The organism is Kitasatospora sp. NPDC028055 (genome assembly GCF_040637885.1).
In the GTDB taxonomy this organism is placed as follows: Bacteria; Actinomycetota; Actinomycetes; order Streptomycetales; family Streptomycetaceae; genus Kitasatospora.
In genome coordinates this window covers 1-12,451 of the sequence record NZ_JBEZXE010000029.1, presented here as the reverse complement: position 1 = coordinate 12,451, position 12,451 = coordinate 1, and the positions used below count along the sequence as shown (strand labels likewise).

Below are 12,451 nucleotides of genomic sequence, written 5' to 3'. Positions count from 1 at the left end.
ACCCGTGATCGAGGCTGAGCCCGGGTGAGTCGGCGGACCGGCCCCGCTGTCGATGTTGCGCTCGGGCCTGCGATCCTTGGCCGCGTGACGACAGTCGACTCGTACCAGGTGAGACTCCTCCTGGCGGCGAACTGCGGCCCCTGCGGTTTGCCTCGGGCGGTGACGCGAACCGGCCAGTGCCCCGAGTGCGGGCATCTCCTGCCAGATGACGAGGTGCGCGAGGTCAGGACTGCGGTCGGCGCTCGACGCAAGGCGTTCAAGGTAGCTCTCCAACGCCTTGGCCAGCGTGTCACCTTGACGGCCGACAGCATGTCTGCCTTCGCGACGCGTGGAGTTCCCCTCGGCGACCACGAGCACCTGGACAAGGTGATCCTGCCGGCGCTGGCGAAGCTGAGCGACCCGCTCCCCAAGGTGAAGCAGCTGCTTGAGAGTTGCACCTGGGACCCGCGAGAGGATGGTACGGTCGCCGCTTTCAGCGAGCTGGTAACGGCGTTCGATGCCGGTCTGGCATGGGTCGAGTCGTTGAGGGACACCATGCCGCCGATGGCCTGGCGGGCAGTGCACCGCGAACTGGCCCGGGCCGGTACGGCTCTGCTCCGAGGCCAGCTCGCCATGGCCACCACCATCGTCGCGGTAGACCTGGACGCGGCACGAAAGGTGCAGGGGGAAGGCGAGAGCCAGTTCGGCGCTGCGGCACAGCATGCTCGACGGATCGCCACGCAGATCGAGATCATCAGGTACTCGCCCGCCGACGGCCCGATCCAGGCGGACGGATCGATCGACGTCGCGACCCTAGCCTGGGCGGGCGTGGGAGGCCGCGCCACGCTGATCGCGGCGGCAGCGGACACGGTGCGCACGGCCTTCGCCAACATCACCGGCGTGAGCGAGGCAGCTGACGAGCACATCCTCGGCCTGCTGCCTGTCCTGGCCACCAGCGCGGGCGCCGTCGACCACGAACTCCTCGTGGCGCGGGCTCTCCAGCTCAGGGCCGTCCTGGACCAGGCCGACGCCTTGGGACCGTGGGTCGTCGATCACGTCCTCCTCGTGGCCCGCGTGAATTCCGGTCTGGAGCGGATCACGGACGAAGCGGAGCGGCTGGGGCGTGAATGGCGCTACCGCCTGCCCCGGCGTCACCTGATGCGGACGCTGACCGAGATCTACCGGGAACTCGTCGAAGGCGCGCTGTGCGATCTCGGGGCCGTGATCCTCGTAGCCTCCCGAGCAAGCCGCCAGGACCGCGACGGTGTCTACGAGGAAGCCGTGGTGGAGGGCATCAAATCCGGCGACATCGTGAGCGAGTTCGCCCGCCTCGGTCCACCGTGCGGCAACACCGTCGACATGCTCTACCGCAACGCCAGCGCCCACGCCTCCATAACGGTCAACGACCACGGCATCACCGCGACCCGGCGGGAGATCCGCGACGGCCGCCTCGTGTCGAGCAAGACCGCCACCCTCTCGGACGAGGAGTTCGGCGAGGAACTCCTCGCCCTGCACGAGTTGCTCCTGGCGCTCCAACTCGCACTCCTGCCGTGGATGACCGGGCACAGCGATCTCGGCATGGTCACCGCGGTCGCCACGGCCACCGCCTCGGCGCGCCAACGCGACCAGATCCTCGCCCTGATCGCCGGCCTGGCCGGGATGAGCAACGTCGCCGTGACCACAACCGAAGGCCACCTGACGATCACGGCAGCCCCGCCTGCCCCAGGGGCCGACGACCGGCCGGAGACCAAGGTGCTCAGCGTGGTCCCCGCCGCCTTCGGTACCACTCCGACGCCGGCCACGGTCACACTGGATGTGACTGGCCTGCGCCCGGTGACCTTCACACCCGAGGAGTTCGCGGTCTTCCGCGATCCGGACGAAGCACCGGACACCGAAACGGCGCTCGGAGTCGTCACGGCACGCTGGCTCCTGGAGAGCTCCGAAACTCTCAGCCCTCGCGACGAAGCGACCTACATCACCGTGCCGCTCGCCGACCTGTACATCCGGTGCGCCAAGCTCGCCCCCATCGACCAGGAGCTCGCGCTTCGCACGCTTCGAACGGCCCGGGCCCGCGTGGTCAAGGTGATCGCCGAAGGCCGGCGGTCATCTCTGACGCGCTCCGTCATCAGCCAGGTCGACATCATGATCGACTTCCTGAGAGGACTTGCGCCTGGAGGCGATGCACCGAAGAACTCGGAGGAGGCCCACCGGCGAGCACGACGTGCCGTCGCTGCCATCGAAGAGGCACACCGGATCGGCGAACAGGCCCGAGCCGTTCGCGACGCTGAGCGATGAACGCGCGGGGCCCTGCGTGAAGCCGCGGGCCCGTGCCTTATGGGGCCTGCAGGACAACTTCGTCGAGCACCGTGGCGGCATGCTCGGCCCACTGGGTGTCAGCCTGGTTGAGGGCGGCGGCGAGGGCCTCGATGGCCTGATCGGCGGAGTTCTTGAGGAGGTGCCCGTAGAGGTCGGTGGTGATGGCGAGGTTGGCGTGGCGCAGGGTCTTGGAGACGACGGCGAGCGGGATGCCGGCGGCGATCATGATGCTGGCCGCGGTGTGGCGCAGGTCGTGAAGGCCGATCTTCGGCAGGTCGAGTTCGGCGGTGCGCTTTCGCAGCTGGTCGAGGACCCACTGGGGCCGCAGGGGCTCGCCGTCCGGGCGGGCGAAAACCAGACCTTCGAGCCTGCCCTCCGGGTGGGCCGCCATCTGAAGGGCGGCCTGGCGGTGGAGGGCGGCCATGACTCCGGGGGAGAGGCTGATCCAGGCGCGGCTGGCCTCGGTTTTGGGCTCGCTGAGGTGGATCTTCCCGTTGTTCACGGCGGTCAGGGTCCAGTGGACGTAGAGCTTGCGGTCCATGAGGTGGACGTCGGACCAGTGGAGGGCGAGGATTTCGCCGCGGCGCATGCCGGTGCCGAGCATGACCTCGAACAGGTCGGTGAGCCGGTCGGCGTAGTGCTCGGTGTTGTGGCGTAGGAACGCGGCGGCCTGGTCGGGGGTCCAGCAGACGCGTACGGCGGCGCGGGGCTTGGCGGGTACGGAGTGCTTGGCCGGGTTGTAGCGCAGCCGCCACGTCCGCACCGCGTGGTTCAGGGCGCTTCTCAGCATGGCCACCGCGTGGTGGACGGTGGTGCGCCCGCGACCGGCGGAGAGCTGGGTGCTCACCCAGGCGTCGATGTGCTTGGGCCGCAGGTCGAGGAGCAGCATGCCGCCGAATGCGGGGACCAGGTCGCGTTCGATGCACGCCCGGTAGCCTGCCCAGGTGTTCGGGGCCAGCGCTGGCCGCTTCGCCTCCAGCCACTCGTACAGGAACAGCCCGACGCGCAGCGTCCGGTCCTCGTACACGCCCCGGTACTCGGCATCCAGCACCCGCGCCATCTCCCGCGCCGCCTCCGCCCGGCTGGCGAACCCGCCGCGCCGCCGAGTCCGGCGCTTGCCGTCCTCCGGGGCCAGGTCCACCGCGTACGTCCACCGGCCATGCGCGGTGTCGGCGGCCAGCAGCGGACACCACGAACCCAACTGCTTCCCGCTGCTCCCGTCCTTGCACCCGCACCGCCGATACACCCTGCCCCGCTTGGGACGCTGCGCCATGGGCTCCTCCATTGAACCAAGTGGTGATGGAGTGTCCAGAGTTGCGGGAGTGGTGGGTGTAGCGGCAGAGCGTGCGGGACGGGGCGTGGAGCACCGGCAAGATCGACTGGCCGGGACACGCGCCGGCGACACGCCGCGAGGGCGATCAAGGAGCACGTTCGGTGGGTAGGGCAGCCTGATCGCGCAGCGTCGGCCCGCGCGGGGTTGCTGCTCAGGAGAGTGGCCGCGGACTGGGAGAGGGCGGCCTGCCGGTCGGCCGTGGGTTGTTGGGCTCGTACAACCTGGAGCGCGCGAGGTGCGGTGGCGCTGAGCCTCGGGCCGGTCTTCGGAATGTGTTACGGCGAGCGCCGTGAATTCCGCGAGCTCGTGGGGAATGGGTGATGTCGGGATTTGCGTGGCCATTCTCTGGCTGGCGTTCAGCCCGGATCGGATTAATTTCGCCCGGCGGTTCATGGCCCTTGTTTGATGAGCTGCTGGGAGATCTGCGGGAATCGCTGGATCCTCGCCCGGAGGGGCGCTACTCTGGAGACATGAACGCCACTCGGACCCTCCGTCAAGCCCCTGGCCTGGGGACCAGCTGGGGACCACACGTCGTGCGCGGCACTGCACGAGGTGCACGAGACGCGCTCATCTGCACACGCACGACGTGTGTGCGAGCGCATTTCAGGCAGGAATAGAGAAACCCTTCCTGACTGGGGGTCAAGGGGTCGCAGGTTCAAATCCTGTCGTCCCGACCAGCATTTTCGCAGGTCGGAAGCCACTTCTATCAACGATAGGAGTGGCTCTTTCTTTTGGTGGTCGCAAGGTGGTCGTGAACACTCGTTCACGCCACTTCGCTGAGCGCGTCGCCGCAGGACTGGCCTCTCCGACTCGGTCCTGACGGGGCATTGTTCATTCATTCGGGAATCCGCGTGCCGTCGATCGCGGACTGGTCGCCTCTTCGGTGCGGAAACGGGTCCGGATTCGCGGGAAATGGGCATGCCGACAGAGCCTGCGGCGTCATCTGATTCGACGGGCCGCACGTTTATCGGGTGTCAGCGATGAGCCGGGAATCCCGGCTGTTTGTCAGCCTTGGCGGCCAGAGCGGCTCGGAACGCCGAGCTGGCTTCAGGCCGCGTGGCTGAACAGCGGGTTCGGCAAGCCGACGTCGTGGGCGGGGGCGTCGGGCCCGGACTGGATGCGGGCTTCGACGAGGTGGAGCCTTTCCTCGATGGTGTTCACGGCGGCCCTGGCGACGTCCCAGGTCAGGTGGCTGTAGATGTTGGCGGTGGTCGACAGGGTGGAGTGCCGCAGGGTCTTGGAGATGACGGCCATGGGGACGTTGCCCTCCAGGGCGAGGGTGGCGGCGAGGTGGCGCAGGTCGTGGATGGGGACGTGGGGCAGTGCGGCCTGTTCGCGTAGTTCGTGGAAGCGTCGGCGGACGGAGGCGGGGTGGAGGGGCTTGCCGTCGGGGCGCTGGAAGACGTGGCCGTTGATGGTGGCGGTGCTTCGGTTCATGGCGCGCTGGAGGGCGGCGGCGACGCGCTCGGACAGGGGCACCCAGTTGCGGCTCTTCCTGGTCTTCGGTGCGGTCAGGACGAGTTCGTGGTTGTCGACGGCGGAGAGGGTGTGGCGGATGTACATGACGCGGTCGTCGAGCCGCACGCACGGGCGCTGGAGGCCGAGGGCTTCTCCCTTGCGCAGGCCGGTGCCGGTGATGACCTCGAAGAGGTCGGCGAAGGCGGGGTCGACGTTGCGGCAGTGACTCAGGAAGGCGACGGCCTGCTCGGCGGTCCAGGGGATGCGTTCGTCGGGGCGGGGCCGGCGCATGGGCAGGGGTTGGGCGGCGTTGAAGGGCAGGCGGTGGGTGCGCACGGCGGTGCCGAGGGCGCTGGAGAGGGTGGCGAGGCAGTGGTAGACGGCTTGGCGGCCGCGGCCGGCTTCGAGCTGCTCGTGGGCGTAGGCGGAGATGTGGTCGTGGGCGAGATCTTCCAGGCGCAGCTTGCCGAAGACGGGGATCAACTCGCAGAGCACGTAGGTGCGATAGCGGGCGTAGGTGGTGGGCTTGAGCAGGAACTCCATGCCCTTGAGCCACTTGGTGAGGTAGGCGGCCACCGTCTCGTGCGGGTCGGCTTCGAACCCCAGCTGCCGGCCTTCGAGGAAGCGCCGCAGCGCCGTCTCGGCGTACCACTCGTCCTTGAAACCGCCGCGACGTACGGTGCGGCGACGGCCGCTGAGGGAGGGGATGTCGACGGCGAACGTCCACGTGCCGTGCCCCTCCTCGGCCAGGCGCGGGCACGCTGCGCCGAGCTGGCGCCGGGTGGCGTCCCGGCATCCGCAGCGGCGGTAGACCCTGCCTGGTCGTTGCGACCTGCGCACTTCCTTGTACCTCCTGTAGCTGCGGCCCATGTATTGGCTCGCGGAGGCTACAGGTGTCCGGCCCGGGTGGTCGTCTGCGACCACCATGCGATCACCAACGCGGAACAGGGGCCCTGACCTGCGGTTCGCGGTGAGAGCCCGCTGGTCACTGAGGGGAAGTCCGGGTACAAGGATGCCAGCGCAACCGGAAGCAGAGTCGGTCAGCTTCGTCGGGCTCGCATCTTGGTCTGACGTCAGCGGACATACCCTCACCCGGCAGTAAAGAAGGCAACGGACTGGCGCTGCGCATCCTGCTGGAGACGTATAGGGGCTTGGTCAGGTCGCCGGCCTTGGTGCACTGCGGTCGATCGTCGTGTCGGGTCGTGCGCCGGGTCATGCGGCGGGCTGGAGTGCGATGTGGAGGCTGAGCGCGACCATCATCGCTCCTGAGATTCGTTCAAGACGGCTGGTCAGACGGCTGGACAGGCTGCCGGCGATGCGTGAGGCAAGGTGGGCGAGCCCGGTGAGCCACAGCACGGAGAGTGTGAGGTGGATGCAGACCAGAGTCATGAGGAACCAGGCCCCGTGCTGGCCCTGACCGGCGAACTGCGGCAGAAGCGAGACGTAGAAGACACCGACCTTCGGGTTCAGGATCGGCCCGCCCGGTCACGCGAGTGGAGGCTGCGGGTGGTTCCGCAGCCGACGCGCTCGGCAGTCGACGGGGCGCCCTGGTCGGAGGCGGCTTCCTCCTTGGCGGCGGAGCGGCGGGGCGGCGGCTTCCTTGGCCGTCCTGGGTCGGAGCCACCGCAACCTCCGGCCTGTGGCAGCCGCCGCCCACCCCGGGCGGTACGGGGATCAACCGGACCTGCCCACACCCCGAACACCACGAGGACGCAAGGGCGTCACGCGGATAGCTCGTCAGAACCGATCACTTCGGAGCCCGCACGATGGTCGTGTAGGTGTGATTTGTCAGCATCTCGAACTCCGGGTCGATCAGCGTTTCCCGGATGACAGCCAGGTCGGCTGCGGTCAGGCTGGTCTGGCTCAGCAGGAAGGGCTCCAGCATGCCGCTGTGCAGCTGGGCGAGCAGCGCGGTCGGTTCCCCACCCCGCCCCGGTGCCTGGTAGTCCCGCACCGTGACGTCCTGATGGCCGGCGGCGCGGAGCACGTCTGCGGTACGCGCCCCCCAGTCGAAGTCCATCCCGGTCTCCGCGCCGAGCTTGTGCACGCCGTCGTGGAATTCCTGGAAGATGCGCGCCCGGTATTCGTCGACCGGCGACTTGATCAAGCTTTCGGTGGCGCAACCGCAGAACCAGTCGGTGAGCACCAGCGCGCCGCCCGGCCGCAGGTGTTCGGCCAATTTTGCCGCGATGGCATCCCGGTCGGCCAGGTGCATCAGAAGCAACCGGGCGTGGATCAGGTCGAACCCCGGCTCCGGCCAGGGGTCACTGGTGAGGTCGTGACTGATCGCCTCGATCCGCGGATGGGTGGGCACGTGCTGCGGCTTGAGGTCACTGGCCACCACGTGCCCGTTCGTTCCCACCCGGGCGGCCAGCCAGCGGGCGACCGAGCCGTCCCCGGTGCCCACGTCCCAGCAGCGCCAGCCGTGGCCGACGGCCACCTCGGTGCCCAGGATGCTGAACGTCTCCCGGTTCAGGATCTCGGAGAGCAGGCTCAGCTGCTCGGGCGCCGCCGGCGCGTCGTTGTCGAAGCGTTGCTCGTGGGTCGTGTTGTACATGGACGTCTCCTCGTCGGCCTGTCTGTCGGCTCAGTGCTCACGCGCTACGGCTGGACCAGCTCGCTCAGCAATTCGTTGACCAGATCGACAAATTGGGCCGGTGTCGCGTTCTTGTCCGCCGTCTCCGGCAGCTTGATCCCGAGGCCGCGCTCGATCAGGAGCGTGATCTCCACGATCGCAATCGAGTCGTATCCGAGATCGACGAACGTGGTCTCGGCGATCTGGCCGTTCAGGTTGAGCGCGTCGTCCTCGCCCCCGCCCTGCCGTACGTACTCCAGCAGGTCCGCCAAGGTGAAAGTGGCCATTGCTGCTCCTCTTCGTCTAGTCACATCGCGACTAACATCGCTGGGGCGCTTAGACCTTGGATCGAGTGCCGATCGACTGCGAGACACGGTCGCGGGGGACCGTCGCGCGCGGCTCCGGGCCGCCTCCGCCTCGCCCCGGCCTCGAACGAGACTCCGCCGGAGCTGGCGATCCTGGCCCCATGCAGGTACCCGATTCGATCAGTGGGAGCGTGACCATGAGCCGCGAACTCTACATCGCCGCCGCGAGCTCGTGGCTGCCCGCGCGCATGACGCTCGATGACGCCGAATCCGCCGGTCTCGTCGAGCGGTCGCGGGTGTGGAACACCGGCATCGAGTCGGTCTGCGTCTCGGTGGACAGGTCGGCGCCGGAGATGGCAGTGCTGGCCGCGCGGGACGCGCTCGAACGCGCCGGGGTCGGCCCGCAGGAGCTCCAGCTGAGGCTGCACGCCTGCGCCTATCACCAGGGGCACGACATGTGGCCGTCGGCGTCGTACATCCAGCAGTTCTCCGGCGGTGGCACGTGCCCGGCCATCGAGGTCCGCCAGATGTCCAACGGGGGGATGGCGGCCCTGGAGTTGGCGGCGGGGTACCTTCTGGCCGACGACCGGTCGGCTGCTCTGATCACCACGGCCGACCGGTTCTGCCTGCCCGGCTTCGACCGGTGGCGCAGCGACCCGAGCATTGTCTGCGGCGACGGCGCCACCGCCGTCGTGCTGTCCACCCGCGCCGGCTTCGCCGAGCTCCGCGGGCTCGCCACGGTGTCCGACCCCGAGTTGGAGCGCGGTGGCCGGGGTGACCGGTTCAGCGACGCACCGTTGGCTGCGGGAGGGCCGGTCGACCTGAACGCGAACAGCGACTCACTGGTGCGCGAGCTCGGGCTGGAGGGCCTGCTACGCCGCATCGAGGCAGGTCAGCGCGAGGCGTTCGACCGGGCTTGCGTCCAGGCGGACGTGAAGCTCAGCGACATCGACTGGTTCGTGCTGCCGAACCTGGGCCGCACCCGGATGCGGGCGCAGTTCTTCGACCCGTTCGGCATCGACCCGCAGCGTTCCACCTGGGCATGGGGTCGACAGGTCGGGCATCTCGGTGCGGGCGACCAGTTCGCCGGGCTGGCGCACCTGGTCGCCAAGGGCGCCCTGAAGCCAGGTCAGACCTGCGTGCTGGCTGGCGTCGGCGCCGGTTTCACCTGGACGGTCGGCGTCCTGGAGATCACTGCAGAGCCGTGAGCCGGTGGCAGTTTCACCCTGTGGAAGCGTCAACTGCCGTCTGGCTGCGCCCTGCTCATCGATGGCGGTCAACCCGGGGTCGGGCTGGCCGCCATCGCGAGTTCAACCTGAGCAGTTCGGCCAGGGCAGGTCGGTCTCGACCGGGGCGGCGTAGTCGACGCCGGGCACGTCGAAGCCGTACAGGGCACGGAACTGGGCACGGAACCATGGAATGTCCGCCAGGTCGGTGACATTGTCGGGGGTGAGCGACTGCCAGCGTTCGGCCACGGCGGACTGGACCGGCTCGGACAGCTCCCAGCGATCGAGGCGGATGCGCCCGGACTCGTCCAGGTCGGGCCGGTCGGCGGTGAGTTGGTTCCACAGGTGGAGCGACTGCTCGACGGGGGACGGGAAGCGATCGCCCAGAACGCCACGGAGCAGGCTGACATAGAGCGGGATGCCCGGGATGGCGGTCAACGCCTGGGTGACCGCGGCTCCGTTCACCGAGGTGTAGGCGTGACCGCCTACTGCGGCCAACTGCTCGGTCAGGGCGCGTGCGGTGGACTCCAAGTCGGCCTTGGCAGCGCCGATCGTGCCCCCGCAGTAGATCGCCGAGGTCAGCGGCGACCCGAGGTAGCTGAGGGCGACCGTACGGAACCCGTCGCGCAGCAGCCTTCGCTCCGCCAACGCGGTGACCCAGCGGGACCAGTCCTCGCCACCCATGACACGGACCGTCGCGGCGGTCTCGGCCTCGGTCGCCGGGGCAAGGGTGACCTCGCGCAAGTACGCGGCCCCGTCGTCGCCGAACTCCAGGTTTCGGGTGGTGTGCGGCGCGCCGAGCGGCTTGAGCACCGACTGGTAGGTGGTGCCGTTCCGTGGATCGGTGCGCCGGGGCGCGGCCACGCTGTAGATTAGGTAGTCCACACCCCCGAACCGTTCGGCCAGCAGGTCCAGCGTCTCGGCCTTGGTGGTGTCGGCGAACGCGTCGGCGTTGCGGAACGAGAATTCCGCTCCGAGCTCGCGGGCGATCGCGTTGGTGGCGAGGGTGCGGTACCACCCGGCGGTCGCACTGCGGTGCCCGGCCGGCCGCTCGAAGCCGATGCCGACGCCGCCGATGCCGTACCGCACCAGCCCGGCGATCGTACTCGCCAGGCCGTAGCCCGCGCTCGACCCGATCACCAGCGCCGTCGGCCGCCGCGCATGCAGCTTCTCGGGAGCCGGCACCTGGACCCGCATCAACTCGACACTGCGAAAGCATCCGGTCGGATGCGAATCGAGCAGCAGATAACCACGTCCCGTCGGGTCGACGACGCGTTCGGACTGCGAAAGCGATGGGTGCATCATCTTCTCCTCTGTCGCATCAGTTTTCTAGCAGCGCCTGCTTGAGGCGCTCGACCAGGTCGTTCGGTGTCGACCGGTGGAACATCGACGAGGTGTCCAGGCGCAGGCCGGTCGCCGAATTCAGGCGGTTTCGCAGGGTCATGAGGGACAGCGAGTCGAATCCGAGATCCTGGAAGATCTGGTGCGGCTGCGCGGCGTTAGCTGACTCGAGCCCGAGGACCGCCGAAATCTGCGTGGAGACCAGTTCGAACAGCGTGTGGTCCCGGTCGGCTTCCGCCATCGACGCGAGCCATTGCCGTAGCGAGGTCGCCGAGGCCGCTCGGGCGCCCGCCGTGCGTTTGCCGGTGATCCTGACCAGCGACCTGAACGCCGGCGGCAGCGCACTTCCGGTCCTGCCCTGCCGGGCCAGCTCGGCCAGATCCAGCCGCACCGGAATCGCCACGGGTTCGCCTGCGCGGCAGGCGGCATCGAACAGCGCAACGGCCTCCCGGGCCCCCAACATGCCCACTCCTGCGATCCCGGTACGGGACGGCGCGTCGCCCAGCGTGCAGGGCCCCCAGGCCAGCGACACCGCGAGGGCACCGCTCGCCCAGCGCCGTCGGGCGAGCGCGTCCAGTGCGGCGGCGGACGCGGCCGAGACGGCGCTTCCACTACCGCCGACAGTCCCGGCGAACGACGAGCACAGGACAAGGGTGGCGGCCCCGATCTCCTGGTCGAGAATCTCCGCAGCACCGACCGTCGCGCCCAACAGCTCGGCGAGCGAATCCGGTGTCGGACGAGCCGTCTCGTCGCTCGGCAGCGCTTGCGGTATGTGGACGACTGTGGTCAGTGGATGTTCCGCAGGAAGACGGTCGATCAGCTCGCGCAACGCCGTGCGGTCGCCCGGGTCGCACGCCGCGGTGGTGACGGTGGCGCCCAGTGCGGTGAGTTCCGCGGTCAACACGGGTGCCTCGACGCCGGTGAGCACCAGGTGCCGCACTCCGTGTACGGTGACCAGGTGGCGTGCCAGCCGTTCGCCCATGGGCGTCGTCCCGCCGGTGATCAGCGTGGTGCCCTCCTCTCCGGTGAACTGCTCCGTGCCGCCTGCAGACCCGCCCGGTGCGAGCCGCGGCACCCTGACCCGGCCCTCGCGCAGAGCTAGCTGCGGCTCGCCGGACATGACGGCCCTCGGTAGCGCACGCCACGACGCTTCGTGGGCGTCCACGTCGGCGAGTACGAACCGTCCGGGGCTGTCAGCCTGAGCAGATCGGATCAGCCCCCACACGGCGGCTGCGGCGAGGTCGGTGCCGGCCTGGTCGAAGGCCGGCACCGCCGAGGAAGTCAGGAACACCACGGTCACCGTGGCGAGCGCTTCGGTCGCCAGCAGGGCGTCCAGCCGGCGCAGTGTCTCCCGCGCGGTGACGGCGACCCCCGCGCCCGCCGGCACGGTGAGCACCAGGTAGTCCGGCACGTCCCCGCCGGCTTCGGCCAAGGCGTCAAGTCCCGAGTACGCCCGGGCGTACCCGCCCACCGTGGTCAATCCCTCCACGGCGCAGAGCGGATCCGCGCCCACGACCGCCCAGTTCGTCCTCCGAGGCGACGACTTCCCGACGTGGTCTGTCCACACCTCCCGGTACAGCGCGTCCAGTTGTTCGACCCTGGCCGCCTGCAGCTCCCTCGAATCAACGGGGGTGGTGCCGACTTCGAACTCAGCGACCGGATCACCCACGGTGTCGGCCAGCGTCATCGACACCGAACCGGTGCGGTTCGGGCCGATCCGCACCCGCAGGGTGGACGCGCCGACCGCGTGCACGGTGATTCCGTGCCACGACGTCGCCAGTCGGGGTCCCTCGGTGTACGTGGCGTGGAGTGTGGCGTCGAGGAGGGCGGGGTGGATGGCGTACGTATCGGGGTCGGTGGGGAGGGTGATCTCGGCGTAGATGTGGTCGTTGTGGCGCCACATCTTGTGCAGGCCTTG

General features: G+C 69.1%; 9 protein-coding genes. 2 read left to right on the top strand and 7 right to left on the bottom strand.

The window, feature by feature from the left end:
- The first annotated feature begins 294 nt into the window (after window positions 1-294).
- The gene (locus AB0F71_RS25355; RefSeq protein ID WP_360238355.1) at window positions 295-2,274 is read left to right on the top strand and encodes a hypothetical protein; all 1,980 of its coding nucleotides are present in this window, start codon (window positions 295-297) and stop codon (window positions 2,272-2,274) included.
- A gap of 37 nt (window positions 2,275-2,311) precedes the next feature.
- Here AB0F71_RS25355 and AB0F71_RS25350 read toward each other — a convergent pair whose 3' ends face one another.
- From AB0F71_RS25350 to AB0F71_RS25330, 5 genes are all read right to left on the bottom strand, one after another.
- Window positions 2,312-3,568: a site-specific integrase gene (locus AB0F71_RS25350; RefSeq protein ID WP_360238353.1), complete on the bottom strand. Its 1,257-nt coding sequence runs from the start codon at window positions 3,566-3,568 to the stop codon at window positions 2,312-2,314.
- Between the two features lie 1,107 nt (window positions 3,569-4,675).
- Window positions 4,676-5,926 carry a tyrosine-type recombinase/integrase gene (locus AB0F71_RS25345; RefSeq protein ID WP_360238351.1) on the bottom strand — a complete coding sequence of 417 codons (1,251 nt, stop codon included), beginning with the start codon at window positions 5,924-5,926 and terminating at the stop codon, window positions 4,676-4,678.
- Between the two features lie 372 nt (window positions 5,927-6,298).
- Complete coding sequence (locus tag AB0F71_RS25340) at window positions 6,299-6,556, bottom strand: LysE family transporter (protein ID WP_360238489.1); 258 nt, start codon at window positions 6,554-6,556, stop codon at window positions 6,299-6,301.
- Window positions 6,557-6,833: 277 nt separating this feature from the next.
- The gene (locus AB0F71_RS25335; RefSeq protein ID WP_360238349.1) at window positions 6,834-7,643 is read right to left on the bottom strand and encodes a methyltransferase domain-containing protein; all 810 of its coding nucleotides are present in this window, start codon (window positions 7,641-7,643) and stop codon (window positions 6,834-6,836) included.
- A gap of 44 nt (window positions 7,644-7,687) precedes the next feature.
- The gene (locus tag AB0F71_RS25330; protein WP_360238347.1) at window positions 7,688-7,948 is read right to left on the bottom strand and encodes a phosphopantetheine-binding protein; all 261 of its coding nucleotides are present in this window, start codon (window positions 7,946-7,948) and stop codon (window positions 7,688-7,690) included.
- Window positions 7,949-8,163: 215 nt separating this feature from the next.
- Here AB0F71_RS25330 and AB0F71_RS25325 point away from each other — a divergent pair, with 215 nt between their 5' ends.
- Window positions 8,164-9,174, top strand: coding sequence for a ketoacyl-ACP synthase III family protein (locus AB0F71_RS25325; RefSeq protein WP_360238345.1), 1,011 nt, complete (start codon window positions 8,164-8,166; stop codon window positions 9,172-9,174).
- 102 nt (window positions 9,175-9,276) lie between these two features.
- Here the strand turns inward: AB0F71_RS25325 and fabV are convergent, their stop codons facing one another.
- Window positions 9,277-10,494, bottom strand: coding sequence for an enoyl-[acyl-carrier-protein] reductase FabV (fabV, locus tag AB0F71_RS25320; RefSeq protein WP_360238343.1), 1,218 nt, complete (start codon window positions 10,492-10,494; stop codon window positions 9,277-9,279).
- A 19-nt stretch (window positions 10,495-10,513) separates the two neighbouring features.
- Window positions 10,514-12,451: type I polyketide synthase (locus AB0F71_RS25315; RefSeq protein WP_360238341.1), on the bottom strand; the 1,938-nt coding region annotated here is incomplete at its 5' end.

What these genes read in the sequence shown, in the direction of transcription:
- AB0F71_RS25350 (WP_360238353.1), bottom strand. Translation starts at nt 3,568, where the DNA reads ATGGCGCAGCGTCCCAAGCGGGGCAGGGTGTATCGGCGGTGCGGGTGC.
- AB0F71_RS25335 (WP_360238349.1), bottom strand. Translation starts at nt 7,643, where the DNA reads ATGTACAACACGACCCACGAGCAACGCTTCGACAACGACGCGCCGGCG.
- AB0F71_RS25330 (WP_360238347.1), bottom strand. Translation starts at nt 7,948, where the DNA reads ATGGCCACTTTCACCTTGGCGGACCTGCTGGAGTACGTACGGCAGGGC.
- AB0F71_RS25325 (WP_360238345.1), top strand. Translation starts at nt 8,164, where the DNA reads ATGAGCCGCGAACTCTACATCGCCGCCGCGAGCTCGTGGCTGCCCGCG.
- fabV (WP_360238343.1), bottom strand. Translation starts at nt 10,494, where the DNA reads ATGCACCCATCGCTTTCGCAGTCCGAACGCGTCGTCGACCCGACGGGA.